The sequence below is a fragment of the Pseudomonas sp. PSE1(2024) genome, from assembly GCF_050990555.1.
Classification (GTDB): domain Bacteria; phylum Pseudomonadota; class Gammaproteobacteria; order Pseudomonadales; family Pseudomonadaceae; genus Aquipseudomonas; species Aquipseudomonas aphyarum.
Window position 1 is genome coordinate 4,009,788 of the sequence record NZ_CP158967.1, and the last position, 16,326, is coordinate 4,026,113.

Below are 16,326 nucleotides of genomic sequence, written 5' to 3' on the forward strand. Positions count from 1 at the left end.
CTGCTCAGTAACCCAATGACAACCCGGTGTTGCGCCGTGGATCGTTGGCGCCGTAAAAGCGGTTCTTGCCGACCGGTTTACCACCCAGCGACGGTGCACCGACCAGGATCGCGGCGATGTGGTTGGCGTCCTGCGGGCCCGCGAACTTGTGGCCCCAGCTCTCGAGAATCTTCTTCGTGTCGGGGCTCGCGGCGAAGTCTTCGAGGTTGGTTTCCTCCGGCATCCACTGCTGGTGGAAGCGTGGCGCATCGACCGCTTCCTGCAGGCCCATGCCGTAGTCGATGACGTTGAGCATGGTCAGCAGGGTCGCGGTGATGATGCGACTGCCACCCGGCGTACCGACCACCATCACCACTTTGCCGTCCTTGGTGACGATAGTCGGGCTCATCGATGACAACGGAGCCTTGCCCGGAGCGATGGCGTTGGCTTCGCCTTGCACCAGGCCGTACATGTTCGGCACGCCGACCTTGGAGGTGAAGTCGTCCATTTCATCGTTGAGGATCACCCCGGTCTTGCTCGCCATCACGCCCGCACCGAACCAGTCGTTGAGGGTGTAGGTGACCGAGACCGCGTTGCCCCATTTGTCGACGATCGAATAGTGCGTGGTGTTGCTGCCCTCATGGGGGGCGACGCCGGGTTTGAGTTCTGCCGACACACCGGCCTTCTGCGGCTGGATCGCGTTACGCAGCTTGGTCGCGTAGTTCTTGTCCAGCAGGTGCTCGATCGGGTTCTTCACGAAATCCGGGTCGCCAAGATAGCTGTTGCGATCCACGTACGCGTGGCGCATCGCCTCGATCTGGTAGTGCATGCCCTGGGCCGAATGGAAGCCCAGATCCTTCATCGGATAGCCTTCGAGGATGTTCATGATCTGGCAGATCACCACCCCGCCGGAACTTGGCGGCGGTGCGGACACAACGTGATAGCCGCGATAGTCGCACTCCACCGGGGCCAGTTCGCGGGTCTTGTATTTGTCGAGGTCGGCCTGGGTGATGATGCCCTTGTTGGCCTGGCTGGAGGTGACGATGGCGTCGGCCACCCAGCCTTTATAGAAACCGTCGGCGCCTTTTTCGGAAATGGTGCGCAGGGTCTTGCCCAGGTCCTTCTGCACCAGTTTCTGCCCGACCTGCATCGGTTCGCCGTTGCTCAGGAAGATCGCACCGGAATCCTTGATGTCTTTCTTGAACACGTCAGTGGCGTATTCCAGCAGCTCGACGTCACCCTGTTCCAGCGCAAAACCGTCTTCGGCCAGCTTGATGGCCGGGGCAATCATTTCCTTGCGCGGCTTGGTGCCGTACTTGCTCAGCGCCAGCTCCATGCCGGACACAGTGCCCGGAACGCCGACCGCGAGGTGGCCACGGGTGCTCAGATCCGGAATGACGTTGCCGTCCTTGTCGAGGTACATGTTGGCTGTCGCGGCCAGCGGGGCTTTTTCGCGGAAGTCGAGGAAGGTCTTGCGTCCGTCCGCCAGTTGAATGGTCATGAAACCACCACCACCGAGGTTGCCCGCCGCCGGGTAAACCACCGCCAGTGCATAGCCCACGGCGACCGCCGCATCCACCGCGTTGCCGCCACTTTTCAACACGTCGACACCCACGTGAGTGGCCAGGTGCTGGGCGGTGACCACCATGCCGTTTTCGGCGGCGACCGGGGCAACCGAGGCGGCGTGGGCCATGAGGCAGCTGAGCGCCAATGAGGTCGCAATCAGCGATTTGGCAAAAGGTTCGTACTTCATGAGTCGGTCTCTTCTTTTTATAAGGTAGGAAAGCGCTTCAAGAGCATCAGCCAGTATGGCCGCGATTACGGTTTGCGCCTCCCCGATCCGGCAGTATGCTGGGCGCAGTTTTCGCCCCCGTACCGGAGTTTTTCCCATGGCCTATACGTTCATCACCCTGCCCTCGCCTGTCGGCGAGTTGAAGCTGGTCGCGAACGGCTCACGTCTGGCCGCCATCCTCTGGGAAAACGACAAACCGAACCGGGTGCGCCTCGGGCCGATGAGCGAATCACCGGACAATCCGGTGCTGATGAAAACCGCGCGTCAGCTGGAAGAATATTTTGCAGGAACGCGAAACGCGTTCGATCTGGAGCTGGACTTTGCCGGCACCGAGTTCCAGAAAAAGGTCTGGGCCGCGCTGCTGACCATTCCGTTTGGCGAAACCCGCACCTACAGCCAGATCGCCGAACAGATCGGCCACACGAGTGCGGTGCGTGCCGTCGGCGCGGCGAACGGGCGCAATCCGATTTCGATCATTGCGCCGTGCCATCGAGTCATCGGCGCCTCAGGAAAACTGACCGGGTTTGCCGGAGGCCTTGAAGCCAAAGAGCGCTTGCTGACCCTGGAGGGTGGCCAGTGGTCGGACATCGGTAAAACCGGCGATCTGTTTTAACCGCCGAACAGGTTATTCATCGCCGCGTATTGCAGCAGCATGATGGTCTTGGCATCGCAAATCTCGCCGCGCTGGAACGCCGCCAGCGCGTCGTCGAAACGCCACTCCAGCACTTCCAGCTCTTCGGTTTCCTCTTCCAGACCGCCCCCTTCACTGACCTTTGACGAGGCATCGTACTCGGCGATGAAAAAGTGCAGTTTCTCGGTCACCGAGCCGGGGCTCATGTAGGCCTCGAACACCTTCTTCACGTCATGCACGCGGTAACCGGTTTCTTCCTCGGCCTCGTCGCGGATGCGCTGCTCTGGCGCCGCGCCTTCAAGCAGTCCGGCCGCCACTTCAATCAGCAAACCGTCATGACCGTTGACGAACACCGGCAGACGGAACTGCCGGGTCAGCACCACGGTCCGTTGCTCGCGGTTGAACAGCAGGATCGCCGCGCCATTGCCACGGTCGTAGACCTCGCGCGTCTGACGCTGCCAGTCACCGTTGTTGCGGTGATAGTCGAAGGTGATTTTCTTCAGCAGATACCAGTCGTGGGACAACACCTGGGTATCGACGATGTTGACCCGCTCGGCTGTGTTGGACATGACGCCTGATCCTTTTTTGTCATCGGAAGATGGCCATGGTAGGTGAATTGATGCGAACCGCCGACGAAAAAAAAGCCCGGCAGCGCTACCGGGCTTTTCGTTCATTGACTACTGATGTGCCACGTTCACCGTTGCGGCATCAGTGCCCTGCGCCGTAGACGGCGCCCCGTGAATCAGTGGTCCATAACGCCGACTGAATTCCCAGTTGTACGGCACGCGATCCTTGCTGGTGCCGTTGTCCCAGTTCACCGACCAGGTCATCAGGCCCTTGATCGGATGCCCTTTGACCGCCAGGCGTTTCATCGCGTTGCCGACTACGGTTTTGTCGATCACGTAGCCGGTAGCGGCCGCATCGACGTTGGACGGCAGGCCGATGACGAACTTGTCCGCCGGGATCTTCGTAAAACCGCGAGTACCGGTCACCAGGCTCTCGGTCAGGTAATAGAGAAAGTCCTCTTTCATCGCGTCGTTGTTCTGGGCGATCCACGCCCCGTTGCCGTTATTGGCTTCCGGCACCCAGACCCCGTCGCCGCCCTGGTTGTAGAACTGCGGAGCGATGAAATCGTAATAGCCTTCCAGCGCCTGCAGATAACCGACGTATTTGCCGGAGGTGGTCAGGTACGGAAACTCCGGCGCCATGCTGATGATGAAATGCTTGCCTTGGCCGGCGTAGTGATCCTTGACCAGTTTCAGCGCGGCCGGCAGGACGGTCTTGTTGGCAGCGAAATCAATCGCGCTCTGTTCAAGATCGATGTCCAGACCATCGAAGCCGTAGGTTTCCACCAGACGGATGATTTCATTGGCCAGCGGTTGCTCCTGACCGGCGCGCAAGTCGATGTGCGCATCGGCACCGCCCAGGGAAATCAGCACCGCCCGCCCCTGACTGTTGAGCACGCCGACCTGACGACGGAACTCGGCATCGGAAACGTTGAACGGCTTGAAGGTCGGAATCCCGCTGCCCTTCATGAAGGCCACCGCGACCACGTTGTATTCCTTCGGCACGTTTTCCAGCGCGATGTTGGCGAACTGGCCGCGCTGGTAACCATCGCTCGGGCCGGCCGGCCAGTTGTGCCAGAAGCCCATGAGGATCTTCTTGCCGGCAAGAGTCGGCATCAGCGACGCCGCGTCGCTGGCCTGGTTTTTCAATAGGGTGAAGTCGATGTTTGACATGTTCTAATCCTTCAGAACGTGTGGGATTGACGTTGCGGGCTTATTTGAAGTCCACATCGAAGGCCTGATAGAAGGCGTTGCCGGTGTTGGCGACGATCCACATCAGGACGATGACGTGATGACCCTGCTTGTTGCCCGGAAGTTTCACGGCGTGATTGACCTTGGCTTTCAATTCCGCCGAATGACTGTAGTACGGCACTTGCGGATAGAAATCCTCGGCGAACGGTTGCGCTTCCAGTTGCGCTCGGGTGATGCGTTGTTTCGGGTCCCAGCCATCCTTGGTGATCAGCCAGCGATAACCGCGGGTGGTGTGCGGCGCGGTGTACTCCCATTTGACCTCAAGGGTCTGACCGGGGGTGACATTGAGCAGCGGCCAGGAGAACGGACGCCCGAGTTTCTTGCTCATTTCTTCTGCGGTGAAGTTCACACAATCACGTGCGTCGTTCTTGCCGCCACTGAGAATATAGCCGTCAGCCGGCGGTACGACGCTCGGATTGTCGCTTTCGAATGGCGCCGGGAACGGGCCGGCCGCGAGTGCCGGGAAGTTCTTGCCGCCTTCCATTTCATTGACCTGCCAGCCGCCGAGCAATCCTTGCTCGATCGCCACCGCGCCGCGGCTTGCAGGGGAAATGACGCGACCGTGTCGCAGTTGGGTTTGAGCTTGTGGTTGGTTCATGTTTTTCACTCCGTTGATTTAAGAACTCTCCTGTCCGAGGAGAGGCCTTCAAGCTAACGGAGGGGGATTTTTTGTCCATCGGTGGTTTTGTCGCAGTCGGCCTCGGCGAAACTCGAAAACGCCGAAAATACTGTATATAAACACAGTGCTTTGCGACGACGCTCACCTGACGCATGGCAAAAAGACTACACCGCGTCATTACAAAAACCTGCATTCACCGGTTCAGGGAAGCTGCGCCTCGAACTCCTTTTGATACTGCCCGGCGAGCTGTTCCTTTTGTTTGTCGTCGAGCAGCTTGCCGGCCATCTGGAAGAACTTCTGCTCTTCTTCCTGCAGGTGGTGATGGACCTTCTCCGAGAGCTTTTTCGCCGTGGCCAGCCAGGCCGGGCTGGACATCTCGGTCTCGTCGAGCTCTTCCATCATTTCGTCCATTTCATGGTGCTCGGCGATGGCATGGCGGCTGAGGTCGACACCGTTGTCGAACTCCATCAGCGGGATATAGAAATGGCGCTCTTCGGCCGTTTCGTGAGCCTGAAGCTCAGCCTTCAGTTGCTTGTAGGCCTCCACCCTTTCCGGGGTGTCACCGCTGGTCTTGATCAACGATTTCGCGTAGGTCCGCTGACGATCGTGGCTTTCACGCAGGGCTTCGAAAATGTTCATGGAATCTCCCAGGCAAACGCGTTCCGGATGGACGCCCTAAAGGGCTAGACCCCGGCGCAGGAGCGACGGTTCCAAGCGATTGCTTCAATCGGCTGCGGCGCGATAGGCTGCCGATTCATTACTACAAGGAAGACAACATGACGTTGCGGATCGAGCTGTCACAGGACCCTACCGAAGAACAGCGCGCAGCCATCCTGGCGCCCCTGCGTGCCCATAACATCGCCAAAGCCGGGCCTTCGCTGTACGAACCGGTCGCGTTGCTCGTGCGCGACGATAACGACGCGATCCTCGGTGGCCTCTATGGGCACACGTTTTATCGGTGGCTGTTTATCGAGTTGCTGGCGGTGCCGGAAGAAGGCCGGGGACAGGGAATCGGCTCGAAGCTGATGAACATGGTCGAGGAATTCGCCCGGGAAAAAGACTGCGTAGGGATCTGGCTCGATACCTTTGATTTTCAGGCGCCCGGGTTCTACAAAAAACTGGGGTATACCGAGTGTGGCGAGATTGTGGATTATCCGCTGGGGCACAAGCGACATTTCTTCCAGAAGCGTTTGATTGATTGAGTTCAGCGCCCCCCGCCCGCAGGCTGGCGAGGGTCGCGTAGCGTCAACGCATTCAGCTGCCCGTTACAGACAGGTCGCCAGCGCCGCCAAGCGGCGCTTGGCCACAAAATCATCCTTCTGCGCGTAGTAATTCAAAACCGTGCCGGACGCATCCGTGGTCAAGTCGACGAACGACTCCGCCGAACGCGTGTAGACCGTCGAACCGCCCTTCTTGCCCGGTTGCAGATAAGCCGCTGCGTCCACGCCGAACACCGCTTCGTCCTGCCAGGCGAATTGCACGCACTGGGCCACGACTTTTTCGGGTTTATCCGAATTCAGGGTCTTGTAAGGGGTTTGCGTGCGGGCGTCTTCCATCGCCGAACCCGCGCAACCGGCCAGCAGGGTTGCCGCCAGTGCCACCATCAGCATTCGCATTGCATTCGCTCATTCGGAAAAAAGCGGACTGTATCACCGCAACGCCAAAAATCGTTCTGCTTTACTGCATTTAGAACGCGACACATACCGGCCGCTGCGGCACATTAACGGTCATCAGCCTTACAAGGAAAGCCCATGGCGCCTACTGACCAGCGACACGAACAGGCCTTGAAACTGTTTCTCGATGCGCGTCCGGAACTGCGCGAAGCCCTCGATCACCTCAACCCGCTGCTAGCCCAGGCCAAGGGCGAAACCCAAGCGCAGTACCGCGAAGAACGCCTGCACGAAGCGTTCGAAGCCGAGGCCGAAAGCCAGGGTCTGTTTGCCTGGGAACTGACCTTGCAGCTCACCGCCGCGACGCCCGAGGAGTATCAGGCGCAACGCCTGGAAGTGCATCGCGAAGTGGCGGAAATGGCCGGCATGGACTGGCTTGAGTATTGCGAGCTGTATGGCATAGAACCGTAAACCCCGCTCAAGGACGCTGCCTCGATGTTGCCTTCCACCTCGACCCACCGCGCCAGCCCCGGGCATCTTCATATACAGAAATGGCGCGGCCGTGTGGGCCTGGCGCTGGTTGCCAGCCTGTCGGTACTGGCCGGCATGACCGACGCCATCGGCTTCATGGCCAGCGGCGATTTCGTTTCCTTCATGAGCGGCAACACCACGCGGCTGGCGGTGGCGATCAGTGATGGCGACAGCGCACTGACGTTAAGGCTGATCCTGCTGGTCGCCACGTTCATTGTCGGTAATGCCCTCGGGGTTGTGGTCAGCCGACTGGGTGGTCGGCGGGCGCTGCCGTTGCTGCTATCCATCGCCGCCCTGCTCTGTTTGGCGGCCTGGCCCTTTGACACGCAACTGCCGGCCCTGCTGGCGGCGATCATTGCGATGGGCATGCTCAACGCGGCGGTGGAAGAAGTGAACGGTCTGCCGGTCGGGCTGACGTACGTCACCGGCGCCCTGTCCCGATTCGGCCGTGGATTGGGCCGGTGGGTGCTCGGCGAACGGCGAAGCGGCTGGCGGGTGCAACTGGTGCCGTGGAGCGGGATGCTGGTCGGCGCCATTCTGGGGGCAGTGCTGGAACATCATCTGGGGCTCAAGGCGATGTTGGTCAGCGGACTGTTTGCCGCCGTACTGGGGCTGCTGACCCTGAAGATTCCGCGGCGTTGGCAGTTGGGCTACATGCCGCGTTGACGGACACCTGCTTGCATCGAAACGGGCGCGGGAAACATCCGCTTCGCCGCCCCACCGAGAAAGCTTTATCATGGCCGCAGTTTTGCTGATCGAGTCCGTCATGAAGTTCGCCATTGCGCTGTTTTCCGCCGCCCATGCGCCCTCCTCGCGCCGCGCCCTGCTGTTCGCTCAGGCCGCGCTGGCCGGCGGGCATGAGATTGTCCGGCTGTTTTTCTATCAGGACGGAGTCCACAACGCGTCCGACGCCGTGGTCACGCCGCAGGACGAACTGGACCTGCCCAAACAGTGGCGAACCTTTATCACCGAACAAAACCTCGACGGCGTGGTGTGCATCGCCGCAGCCCTGCGCCGTGGCGTGTTGAATACCGAGGAAGCCGGGCGTTATCAACGTGACGCCGTGGCCGTCAGCGCACCGTGGGAATTGTCCGGCCTCGGCCAGTTGCATGATGCGGTGCAGGATGCCGACCGCCTCATCTGTTTCGGAGGCGCATGACATGGCCAAGTCCCTTCTGATTATCAGCCGCCAATCGCCGTGGTCCGGCCCCGGCGCCCGCGAAGCGCTGGACATCGTGCTGGCCGGCGGCGCCTTCGATCTGCCGATCGGTCTGCTGTTTCTCGACGACGGCGTGCTGCAACTGGCCACCGGACAAAACGCCAAGGCCCTGCAACAGAAAGACCTGAGCGCCAATCTGCAAGCGCTGCCGATGTTCGGTGTCGAAGAGCTGTTCTACTGCGCCGAAAGCGCCAGTGCTCGCGGCCTCGGCGATCGTTCGCTGGACGAGGCGCAGCCTTTGGCCGCCGAACAAATCACCGCCCTTATTGACCGTTACGACCAGGTGATCACCCTCTGATGTCGACTTTGCATGTTTTGTCCCACTCCCCGTTCGGCGACGAACGCCTGACCAGTTGCCTGCGCCTGCTGGGCGCTGCCGATGCGCTGTTGCTGTCTGGCGATGCCGCTTATGCGCTGCAACCCGGCACTGCGCCGTTCAGTGCGCTGGAATCGCGTAAGGTGAAATTGTTCGTGCTGGCCGAAGACGCGCAAGCCCGTGCCGTGCAGATTCCGGACTGGGCCGAAGCCATCGATTACCCGGCCTTCGTCGAGCTGTCGATCCACCACGACAAGGTCAACAGCTGGCTATGAATGCGCTGAATGTCGGCGCCCGCGCCATTGAACTGGACAAGGACGGCTTCCTGGTCGACCTCAACGACTGGTCGGCCGAAGTCGCCAGCGCCCTCGCCGCTGCCGAAGACATCGAGCTGAGCCCGGAACATTGGGAAGTCCTCGAACTGCTGCGCAGCTTCTACGCCGAATTCCAGTTGTCGCCGGCCACCCGGCCGCTGATCAAGTACACCGCGCTCAAACTCGGCGCGGAGAAAGGCAACAGCCTGCACCTGAACCGACTGTTCAAAGGCACCCCTGCCAAACTCGCCGCGAAACTGGCGGGCCTGCCCAAACCGACGAATTGCCTATGACCGACTATCCAGCGCTGACCCTCGAAACGCCCGCCGAGCATCCGTTCGCCCAGTTCGTGCGCATCCTCGGCAAGGGCAAGCGCGGCGCCCGTGACCTGACCCGCGAGGAAGCGCGGCAAGCCATGGGCATGGTGCTCGACGAAGCGGTCGAAGAAACCCAGCTCGGTGCTTTCCTGATGCTGCTGCGGCACAAGGAAGAAAGCGCCGAGGAAATGGCCGGCTTCACCGAGGCCCTGCGCGAGCGCTTGCAGGCCCCGGCGCTGAACGTTGATCTGGACTGGCCGACCTATGCCGGCAAGAAACGTCATCTGCCGTGGTATCTGCTGGCCGCCAAGTGCCTGGCGCAGAACGGCGTGCGCATCTTCATGCACGGCGGTGGCGCGCACACCGCCGGGCGCTTGTACTCCGAACAATTGCTCGGTGAGCTGAACATTCCGCTGTGCCGCAACTGGCAACAGGTCGGCACGGCGCTGGATAACGGTGGCCTGGCGTTCATGCCGCTGGTGGACTGGGCGCCGCAGCTGCAACGGATGATCGACCTGCGCAACACCCTCGGCCTGCGCTCGCCGATCCATTCGCTGGCGCGAATCCTCAATCCATTGGGCGCGCGTTGCGGCCTGCAGAGTATTTTCCACCCCGGCTATCAAGCGGTGCACCGCGATGCCAGCGGCCTGCTCGGCGACACGGCGATCGTGATCAAGGGTGACGGCGGCGAAATCGAGATCAACCCGGATGCCGACAGTCACCTGTACGGCACCACCGGCGGCGAGAGCTGGGACGAGGAATGGCCGCAGCTGTCGGCGCAGCGTCACGTCAAACCTTCTTCGCTGGATATCGAGCATTTGAAGGCCGTCTGGCGTGGCGATGTGGTCGACAGTTACCCGCAAATGGCGTTGATTTCGACCATGGCGCTGGCACTGCGCGGCCTCGGTCAGAGCCGTGAGCAGGCTTTCGAAACCGCCGAGCAATACTGGGCCGCGCGGGACAAATCGATTTAACCGATCATTAACGCCCGATCTTTGCGCTTTTTGTTCGAACTCATCGGAATAGACTCGACTCCAACGAATATTGGTTTCTGGAGTCTTGATCATGGGTTTACTCGTCGACGGCCGCTGGCAGGACAAGTGGTACGAAAGCAGCAAGGACGGCGCGTTCCAGCGCGAACAGGCGCAGCGTCGCAACTGGGTCACTCGCAACGGCGAGCCGGGCCCGAGTGGTGAAGGCGGTTTTACTGCCGAAGCCGGGCGTTATCACCTTTATGTCTCCCTCGCCTGTCCGTGGGCGCATCGCACGCTGATTCTGCGCAAGCTCAAGGGCCTGGAAAGCCTGATCGATGTTTCCGTCGTTAGCTGGCTGATGCTGGAAAACGGCTGGACCTTCGACCAGAACCTCGGTTCGACCGGCGAAAAACTCGACCACTTCGATTTCATGCACCAGCGCTACACCGCCGACACCGCCGACTACACCGGCCGCGTCACCGTGCCGGTGCTGTGGGACAAGAAGCTCAAGCGCATCGTCAGCAACGAATCGGCGGAGATCATCCGCATGTTCAACAGCGCCTTCGATGACTTGACCGGCAACGATCTGGACTTCTATCCAGCGCCATTACGCAGCGAGATCGATGCGCTGAACGAGCGGATCTACCCTGCCGTGAACAACGGTGTGTACCGCGCCGGTTTCGCGACCTCGCAGAAGGCCTATGAAGAAGCGTTCGATGATGTATTTGCCGAGCTGGATCATCTGGAGCAAGTGCTGGGCGCCAATCGTTATCTGACGGGCGAATACCTGACCGAGGCGGACGTGCGCTTGTTCACCACGCTGATTCGCTTCGATGCGGTGTATCACGGGCATTTCAAATGCAATCTGCGGCGGATCAGCGATTATCCGAATCTGTCGAACTGGCTGCGTGAGATGTACCAGTGGCCGGGCGTTGCCGAGACCGTGGACTTTCAGCACATCAAGAATCACTACTACGGCAGCCACAAGACCATCAACCCGACCGGGGTGGTGCCGAAGGGGCCGAAGCAGGATTTCACTGTTGCCCATGACCGGGACCGGTTGGGCGGCAAAGGGGTCTGGCGCAGAGGTTGAGAGCAGGATCGTTCCCACAGCGTGGGAACGATCCCTTCAGAGTCGTCAGATCTGACCCTGAGCGCCCTCAAACCACGCCAGTTTCTCGCGCAGTTGCACCACTTCGCCGACGATCACCAGAGTCGGCGCATGCACTTCATGCTCCGCCACCAGACGCGGCAGGTCGGCCAGCGTGCCGGTGAAGACCCGCTGATTGACCGTGGTGCCCTGCTGGATCAGCGCGGCCGGGGTATCGGCAGCACGACCATGTTTGATCAACTGCTCGCAGATGACCGGCAACCCCACCAGGCCCATGTAGAACACCAGCGTCTGCGCCGGCGCGACAAGGTCGGCCCATGGCAGATCGGTCGAACCGTCCTTCAAGTGCCCGGTGACGAAACGCACCGACTGCGCATAATCGCGATGAGTCAGCGGAATCCCCGCATACGCCGCGCAACCGCTGGCCGCCGTAATGCCCGGCACCACCTGGAACGGGATGCCATGGGCCGCCAGTTCCTCGATCTCTTCGCCGCCACGGCCGAAGATGAACGGATCTCCGCCCTTCAACCGCACCACACGCTTGCCGGCCTTGGCCAGATCCACCAGTTGCTGGTTGATCTGATCCTGCGGCACAGCGTGATCGGCGCGACGCTTGCCGACGTAGACACGCTCGGCATCGCGACGGCACAGTTCAAGAATCGCCGGAGCCACCAAGCGGTCGTACAGCACCACATCGGCTTGCTGCATCAGGCGCAAGGCGCGGAAAGTCAGCAGATCCGGATCGCCCGGCCCTGCGCCCACCAGATACACCTCGCCAGTGGTAACACTCGCTTCGCCGTCGATTTTCGCCTGCAACAGACGCTCGGCCTCGGCGCCCTGACCAGCCAGCTGACGATCGGCAATCGGCCCCTGGAACACGTCTTCCCAAAAACCGCGACGCTGTTGCACATCGGGAAACAGGCCTTTGACCTGATCGCGAAACCGCGCAGCCAGACCGGCCAGATGGCCATAGGTCGAAGGAATCCAGGTTTCGATCTTGGCGCGGATCAGCCGGGCCAGCACCGGCGCATCGCCGCCACTGGAGACCGCGATGATCAGCGGCGAACGGTCGACGATCGCCGGGAAGATCACACTGCACAGCGCCGGCGCATCGACCACATTGACCGGTACGCAACGCCGATGGGCATCGGCGGAGACCTGCGCGTTCAACGCTTCGTCGTCGGTGGCGGCAATGATCAGCCCGCAACCGTCCAGATCCGTTTCGGCGTAGCCACGCAGCAGGCATTCGCCACCGCTGGCGGCTACCAGTTCGCGCAGTTGCGCTTCGATTTCAGGTGCGACCACCCGCAGCAGCGCACCGGCATCGGCCAGCAGGCGGGATTTGCGCAAGGCAATCTCCCCCCCACCGACGACCAACACACGACTGCCGCGCAGGTTGTGAAACAGCGGCAGATATTTCATTTAGCCGATGACCTCAAGGCCACCCATGTACGGTTTCAGCACGTCCGGCACGCGGATCGAACCGTCGGCCTGCTGGTAGTTTTCCAGCACGGCAACCAGGGTACGACCGACCGCCAGACCGGAACCGTTCAGGGTGTGCACCAGCTCAGGCTTGCCGGTTTCCGGGTTGCGGAAACGCGCCTGCATGCGGCGGGCCTGGAAGTCGCCGCAGTTGGAGCACGACGAGATTTCACGGTACTTGTCCTGGCTCGGGATCCACACTTCCAGGTCGTACGTCTTGACCGCGCTGAAGCCCATGTCGCCGGTGCACAGCGCCAGGGTGCGGTAAGGCAGCTCCAGCAGTTGCAGGACTTTCTCGGCGTTGGCGGTCAGGCCTTCCAGCGCTTCCATCGACTTCGACGGCTCGACGATCTGGACCATTTCAACTTTGTCGAACTGGTGCTGACGGATCATGCCGCGAGTGTCACGACCCGACGCGCCGGCTTCGCTGCGAAAGCACGGGGTGTGGGCAACGAACTTGATCGGCAGCTGTTTCGAATCGACGATTTCACCGGCCACGATATTGGTCAGCGACACTTCGGCGGTCGGGATCAGGTACAGATCGGCCTCGCCTTCGCGAGCGATCTTGAACAGGTCTTCTTCGAACTTCGGCAGTTGACCGGTGCCTTGCAGCGCCGGGGCCTGAACCAGATAAGGCGTGTAAGCCTCTTCGTAGCCGTGCTCGGTGACGTGCAGGTTGATCATGAACTGCGCCAGTGCGCGGTGCAGACGGGCAATCGGGCCACGCAGCAGCGCGAAACGCGCGCCGGACAGCTTGGCGGCGGTTTCGAAGTCGAGCCAGCCGAACTTCTCGCCCAGGGCCACGTGGTCCTGAACCGGGAAGTCGAAAGCGGTCGGCGTGCCCCAGCGGCGGACTTCGACGTTGCCGTCTTCGTCTTCGCCGACCGGTACCGATTCGTGCGGCAGGTTCGGAATGCCCAGCAGGATCGAGTCCAGTTCGGTCTGGATCGCGTCCAGCTCGACTTTACCGGCGCTCAGTTCGCCCGCCATGCGCTCGACGTCCGCCATCAGCGGCGCGATGTCTTCGCCACGCTGCTTGGCCTGACCGATGGATTTGGAACGCGCGTTACGCTCAGCCTGCAGTGCTTCGGTGCGGGTCTGGACGGTCTTGCGCTGTTCTTCCAGCGCTTCGATGCGCGCGACATCCAGGGCAAAACCACGGGAAGCCAGGCGGTCCGCTACGTCCTGAAGGTTGCTACGTAACAGTTTGGAATCGAGCATGTCGGTTTCTCGTTATCAAAGTTTGGTCAGGGACAGGCCGGCCCAGGTCGCGAGCAGCCCGCCGAATACGCTGATGGCCGCATAGCCCAGGGCCAGCGGCACTTGCCCGCTTTCCAGCAGGCGCACCGTATCCAGTGAAAAGGATGAAAAAGTCGTCAGCCCCCCGAGGAAGCCGACCATCAACCCGGCACGTACCTCGATCGGTATTTCCGGGCGTATCAAAAACAGGCCGTACAGCACGCCAATCAGCAGACAGCCCACGATATTAACGGCCAGCGTCGCGGTATAGAAGTGCCGCGGCCAATTGGCGTTGACCCAATTACCGGTGGCGAAGCGCAACAAGGTGCCGGCAATCCCGCCGACGGAGACTGCAACGATCAATGGAACCACTATTTTCTCCGCTGCCGGGGGCTTAAACGATCAAGTTGGGCAAGGTGGTTGAGCTTTTCGCCGATCTTCAACTCCAGGCCGCGCGGCACCGGTTGATAGAACGGAATCGGGTCGAGTTCTTCCGGGAAATAGTCTTCGCCGGCCGCGTAGGCGTCCGGTTCGTCGTGGGCGTAACGGTATTCGTCGCCGTAGCCCAATTGCTTCATCAATTTGGTCGGCGCATTGCGCAGGTGCAGCGGCACTTCCAGCGAACCGTGTTCGGCGGCGGCGCGCAGCGCGGTCTTGAAGCCCATGTACACCGCGTTGCTTTTCGGCGCGCAAGCCAGATAGGTGATGGCCTGAGCCACTGCCAACTCACCTTCCGGGCTGCCGAGACGTTCCTGCACTTCCCACGCGGCCAGGCACAGGCTCAGGGCGCGGGGGTCGGCGTTGCCGATGTCTTCGCTGGCCATGCGCACCACGCGCCGGGCCAGATACAGAGGATCGCAGCCGCCGTCGATCATTCGCGCAAACCAGTACAGCGCGCCGTCCGGATTGGAGCCGCGCACCGACTTGTGCAACGCAGAAATCTGGTCGTAGAACGCTTCGCCGCCCTTGTCGAAACGTCGGCGAGTGTCGCCGAGCAGGCTTTGCAGCAGCTCGGTGCCCATCTCGCTGTGGTCTTCGGCCAGGTCCGAGGCGTTCTCCAGCAGGTTCAGCAGGCGCCGGCCATCACCGTCGGCGGCGGACAGCAGCATCTGGAAGCCTTCATCGCTGAGGGTCAGATGACGCTTGCCCAGACCACGCTCCTCAGTCAGCGCGCGGTGCACCAGTTTGCGCAACGCCGCTTCGTCGAGGCTCTTGAGTACGTAGACTCGCGCCCGCGACAGCAATGCGTTGTTCAGTTCGAAAGAAGGGTTCTCGGTGGTGGCGCCAATGAAGATCAGCGTGCCGTCTTCAACGTACGGCAGGAAGGCGTCCTGTTGAGACTTGTTGAAGCGGTGCACTTCATCGACAAACAGGATCGTGCGCTTGCCGTACTGGCCGGCCTGCTGCTTGGCGATTTCCACCGCCTGACGGATCTCCTTGACCCCGGCCAAGACCGCCGAGACCGTTTCGAAGTGCGCATCCGAAACTTCCGCCAGCAACCGCGCCAGCGTGGTCTTGCCCACGCCCGGCGGGCCCCAGAAGATCATCGAATGCAGGGCACCCTGCTCCAGCGCTTCGCGCAAAGGCTTGCCGCGAGCGAGCACGTGTTCCTGACCGACGTACTCATCCAGATTGGTCGCCCGCAAACGGGCGGCCAGTGGCTGGGCAATCGGTGCACTGCGAAACAGATCCATCACGTACCGTTGAAACCTCTGTGTTTATTCCTGGATCACATCGGCACCCTTCGGGATGTCGAACTTGAACTTCGATGCCGGGACCGCTTCGTTGGCCTTCACACCGGTGAACAGGATGTTGGTGCGCTGGCCGACGCTGTCGATCAGTTGCATGTCATTGACCAGACCGTTGCGGAACGACAGACGCAGGCTGTCGAACAGGGTGTCCTTGGTTTTCGGCTTCAAGGTGAAGTCGATCACGCCGCCGGCCTCTTTCGCGCTGATGTCGAAGCTCTGGCTGATCTTCGAAACGTCGCCGGACAGCAACAGGGCTGGCGTCTGGGTCAGGCGCTCATCGAGCTTCTTGATGGTGGCCTGTTCCAGATCCGGGTCCCACAGGGTGACCTTCTTGCCGTCGGACACCATGGTCTGCTCGGCTGGCGCATTGGTGTGCCAGTAGAACAGGCCCGGACGCTGCAGCGTCATGTCGCCGGTGGTTTCCTGCAACTGGGTGCCGCTGCCGTCGAGGGTCAGCTGGGAAAAATTGGCAGTCAGGGTCTTGGATGTTTCGAGCAATTGGGTCAGGCGAGCCACATCCTTGTCATCGGCGTGAGCCGTGAGGGTGGTCAGAGCCAGTACCGGCAGCAACATGCGGATAAGACGCATGGGAGTCCTCTTGAATACTCGTGGGAAAGTGGACGG

General features: G+C 61.1%; 20 protein-coding genes and 1 pseudogene. 10 read left to right on the forward strand and 11 right to left on the reverse strand.

The genetic code is table 11. The annotated features are described in order from the left end of the window. Positions 1-4: 4 nt before the first annotated feature. Positions 5-1,732: a gamma-glutamyltransferase gene (ggt, locus tag ABTV87_RS18140; protein ID WP_102718740.1), complete on the reverse strand. Its 1,728-nt coding sequence runs from the start codon at positions 1,730-1,732 to the stop codon at positions 5-7. A gap of 136 nt (positions 1,733-1,868) precedes the next feature. Between ggt and ABTV87_RS18145 the strand changes: the two genes are divergently transcribed. Further along, entirely contained in the window at positions 1,869-2,384 is a 516-nt protein-coding gene (locus ABTV87_RS18145) for a methylated-DNA--[protein]-cysteine S-methyltransferase (protein WP_433898068.1), read from the forward strand. Here ABTV87_RS18145 and ABTV87_RS18150 read toward each other — a convergent pair. The 4 genes and pseudogenes from ABTV87_RS18150 to ABTV87_RS18165 form a co-directional block, all read right to left on the reverse strand. Next, entirely contained in the window at positions 2,381-2,971 is a 591-nt protein-coding gene (locus ABTV87_RS18150; RefSeq protein ID WP_064380653.1) for an NUDIX domain-containing protein, read from the reverse strand. The two genes, ABTV87_RS18145 and ABTV87_RS18150, sit on opposite strands and share 4 nt — an antisense overlap. A gap of 168 nt (positions 2,972-3,139) precedes the next feature. Next, a pseudogene (locus ABTV87_RS18155) lies at positions 3,140-4,141 on the reverse strand (chitinase); the annotation flags it as partial. A 40-nt stretch (positions 4,142-4,181) separates the two neighbouring features. Next, positions 4,182-4,817, reverse strand: coding sequence for a lytic polysaccharide monooxygenase auxiliary activity family 9 protein (locus ABTV87_RS18160; RefSeq protein ID WP_007958235.1), 636 nt, complete (start codon positions 4,815-4,817; stop codon positions 4,182-4,184). 222 nt (positions 4,818-5,039) lie between these two features. Further along, positions 5,040-5,477, reverse strand: a complete 438-nt coding sequence (locus ABTV87_RS18165; protein ID WP_007958228.1) for a hemerythrin domain-containing protein — start codon at positions 5,475-5,477, stop codon at positions 5,040-5,042. 137 nt (positions 5,478-5,614) lie between these two features. Between ABTV87_RS18165 and ABTV87_RS18170 the strand changes: the two genes are divergently transcribed. Next, positions 5,615-6,040: a GNAT family N-acetyltransferase gene (locus tag ABTV87_RS18170; RefSeq protein WP_011334932.1), complete on the forward strand. Its 426-nt coding sequence runs from the start codon at positions 5,615-5,617 to the stop codon at positions 6,038-6,040. Positions 6,041-6,103: 63 nt separating this feature from the next. On the opposite strand, the gene ABTV87_RS18175 is transcribed toward ABTV87_RS18170, so the two are convergent. Further along, entirely contained in the window at positions 6,104-6,454 is a 351-nt protein-coding gene (locus ABTV87_RS18175) for a hypothetical protein (RefSeq protein WP_007958217.1), read from the reverse strand. Between the two features lie 135 nt (positions 6,455-6,589). On the opposite strand from ABTV87_RS18175, the gene ABTV87_RS18180 reads away from it, so the two are divergent. From ABTV87_RS18180 to ABTV87_RS18215, 8 genes are all read left to right on the forward strand, one after another. After that, complete coding sequence (locus tag ABTV87_RS18180; RefSeq protein ID WP_433898069.1) at positions 6,590-6,919, forward strand: DUF6388 family protein; 330 nt, start codon at positions 6,590-6,592, stop codon at positions 6,917-6,919. A gap of 24 nt (positions 6,920-6,943) precedes the next feature. Further along, entirely contained in the window at positions 6,944-7,645 is a 702-nt protein-coding gene (locus ABTV87_RS18185) for a YoaK family protein (RefSeq protein ID WP_007958213.1), read from the forward strand. Between the two features lie 100 nt (positions 7,646-7,745). Next, a complete protein-coding gene (tusD, locus tag ABTV87_RS18190; protein ID WP_045121864.1) occupies positions 7,746-8,138 on the forward strand; it encodes a sulfurtransferase complex subunit TusD in 393 nt (130 codons plus the stop codon). 1 nt (position 8,139) lies between these two features. Further along, the gene (gene tusC, locus ABTV87_RS18195) at positions 8,140-8,496 is read left to right on the forward strand and encodes a sulfurtransferase complex subunit TusC (RefSeq protein ID WP_433898070.1); all 357 of its coding nucleotides are present in this window, start codon (positions 8,140-8,142) and stop codon (positions 8,494-8,496) included. Next, positions 8,496-8,789: a sulfurtransferase complex subunit TusB gene (gene tusB / locus ABTV87_RS18200; protein ID WP_007958198.1), complete on the forward strand. Its 294-nt coding sequence runs from the start codon at positions 8,496-8,498 to the stop codon at positions 8,787-8,789. Before tusC ends, tusB begins: the two co-directional genes overlap by 1 nt. Continuing rightward, positions 8,786-9,121, forward strand: coding sequence for a TusE/DsrC/DsvC family sulfur relay protein (locus tag ABTV87_RS18205; RefSeq protein WP_433898071.1), 336 nt, complete (start codon positions 8,786-8,788; stop codon positions 9,119-9,121). The genes tusB and ABTV87_RS18205 overlap by 4 nt, the downstream gene beginning before the upstream one ends. Next, entirely contained in the window at positions 9,118-10,119 is a 1,002-nt protein-coding gene (locus ABTV87_RS18210) for a glycosyl transferase family protein (protein ID WP_433898072.1), read from the forward strand. The genes ABTV87_RS18205 and ABTV87_RS18210 overlap by 4 nt, the downstream gene beginning before the upstream one ends. Before the next feature lie 91 nt (positions 10,120-10,210). Then, entirely contained in the window at positions 10,211-11,212 is a 1,002-nt protein-coding gene (locus ABTV87_RS18215) for a glutathione S-transferase family protein (RefSeq protein WP_433898073.1), read from the forward strand. 45 nt (positions 11,213-11,257) lie between these two features. Here the strand turns inward: ABTV87_RS18215 and cysG are convergent, their stop codons facing one another. The 5 genes from cysG to lolA are packed head-to-tail and all read right to left on the reverse strand — an operon-like array spanning position 11,258 to position 16,290. After that, positions 11,258-12,652, reverse strand: coding sequence for a siroheme synthase CysG (gene cysG / locus ABTV87_RS18220; RefSeq protein ID WP_007958191.1), 1,395 nt, complete (start codon positions 12,650-12,652; stop codon positions 11,258-11,260). Next, complete coding sequence (gene serS / locus ABTV87_RS18225) at positions 12,653-13,933, reverse strand: serine--tRNA ligase (RefSeq protein WP_007958190.1); 1,281 nt, start codon at positions 13,931-13,933, stop codon at positions 12,653-12,655. It abuts the gene before it with no gap. 15 nt (positions 13,934-13,948) lie between these two features. Beyond that, positions 13,949-14,323: a fluoride efflux transporter CrcB gene (crcB, locus tag ABTV87_RS18230; protein ID WP_064380678.1), complete on the reverse strand. Its 375-nt coding sequence runs from the start codon at positions 14,321-14,323 to the stop codon at positions 13,949-13,951. After that, positions 14,323-15,645, reverse strand: a complete 1,323-nt coding sequence (locus tag ABTV87_RS18235; RefSeq protein WP_064597723.1) for a replication-associated recombination protein A — start codon at positions 15,643-15,645, stop codon at positions 14,323-14,325. The genes crcB and ABTV87_RS18235 overlap by 1 nt, the downstream gene beginning before the upstream one ends. Before the next feature lie 24 nt (positions 15,646-15,669). Beyond that, positions 15,670-16,290 carry an outer membrane lipoprotein chaperone LolA gene (gene lolA / locus ABTV87_RS18240; protein WP_007958184.1) on the reverse strand — a complete coding sequence of 207 codons (621 nt, stop codon included), beginning with the start codon at positions 16,288-16,290 and terminating at the stop codon, positions 15,670-15,672. Positions 16,291-16,326 lie beyond the last annotated feature (36 nt).

What these genes read in the sequence shown, in the direction of transcription:
- ggt (WP_102718740.1), bottom strand. Translation starts at nt 1,732, where the DNA reads ATGAAGTACGAACCTTTTGCCAAATCGCTGATTGCGACCTCATTGGCG.
- ABTV87_RS18145 (WP_433898068.1), top strand. Translation starts at nt 1,869, where the DNA reads ATGGCCTATACGTTCATCACCCTGCCCTCGCCTGTCGGCGAGTTGAAG.
- ABTV87_RS18150 (WP_064380653.1), bottom strand. Translation starts at nt 2,971, where the DNA reads ATGTCCAACACAGCCGAGCGGGTCAACATCGTCGATACCCAGGTGTTG.
- ABTV87_RS18160 (WP_007958235.1), bottom strand. Translation starts at nt 4,817, where the DNA reads ATGAACCAACCACAAGCTCAAACCCAACTGCGACACGGTCGCGTCATT.
- ABTV87_RS18165 (WP_007958228.1), bottom strand. Translation starts at nt 5,477, where the DNA reads ATGAACATTTTCGAAGCCCTGCGTGAAAGCCACGATCGTCAGCGGACC.
- ABTV87_RS18170 (WP_011334932.1), top strand. Translation starts at nt 5,615, where the DNA reads ATGACGTTGCGGATCGAGCTGTCACAGGACCCTACCGAAGAACAGCGC.
- ABTV87_RS18175 (WP_007958217.1), bottom strand. Translation starts at nt 6,454, where the DNA reads ATGCGAATGCTGATGGTGGCACTGGCGGCAACCCTGCTGGCCGGTTGC.
- ABTV87_RS18180 (WP_433898069.1), top strand. Translation starts at nt 6,590, where the DNA reads ATGGCGCCTACTGACCAGCGACACGAACAGGCCTTGAAACTGTTTCTC.
- ABTV87_RS18185 (WP_007958213.1), top strand. Translation starts at nt 6,944, where the DNA reads ATGTTGCCTTCCACCTCGACCCACCGCGCCAGCCCCGGGCATCTTCAT.
- tusD (WP_045121864.1), top strand. Translation starts at nt 7,746, where the DNA reads ATGAAGTTCGCCATTGCGCTGTTTTCCGCCGCCCATGCGCCCTCCTCG.
- tusC (WP_433898070.1), top strand. Translation starts at nt 8,140, where the DNA reads ATGGCCAAGTCCCTTCTGATTATCAGCCGCCAATCGCCGTGGTCCGGC.
- tusB (WP_007958198.1), top strand. Translation starts at nt 8,496, where the DNA reads ATGTCGACTTTGCATGTTTTGTCCCACTCCCCGTTCGGCGACGAACGC.
- ABTV87_RS18205 (WP_433898071.1), top strand. Translation starts at nt 8,786, where the DNA reads ATGAATGCGCTGAATGTCGGCGCCCGCGCCATTGAACTGGACAAGGAC.
- ABTV87_RS18210 (WP_433898072.1), top strand. Translation starts at nt 9,118, where the DNA reads ATGACCGACTATCCAGCGCTGACCCTCGAAACGCCCGCCGAGCATCCG.
- ABTV87_RS18215 (WP_433898073.1), top strand. Translation starts at nt 10,211, where the DNA reads ATGGGTTTACTCGTCGACGGCCGCTGGCAGGACAAGTGGTACGAAAGC.
- cysG (WP_007958191.1), bottom strand. Translation starts at nt 12,652, where the DNA reads ATGAAATATCTGCCGCTGTTTCACAACCTGCGCGGCAGTCGTGTGTTG.
- serS (WP_007958190.1), bottom strand. Translation starts at nt 13,933, where the DNA reads ATGCTCGATTCCAAACTGTTACGTAGCAACCTTCAGGACGTAGCGGAC.
- ABTV87_RS18235 (WP_064597723.1), bottom strand. Translation starts at nt 15,645, where the DNA reads ATGGATCTGTTTCGCAGTGCACCGATTGCCCAGCCACTGGCCGCCCGT.
- lolA (WP_007958184.1), bottom strand. Translation starts at nt 16,290, where the DNA reads ATGCGTCTTATCCGCATGTTGCTGCCGGTACTGGCTCTGACCACCCTC.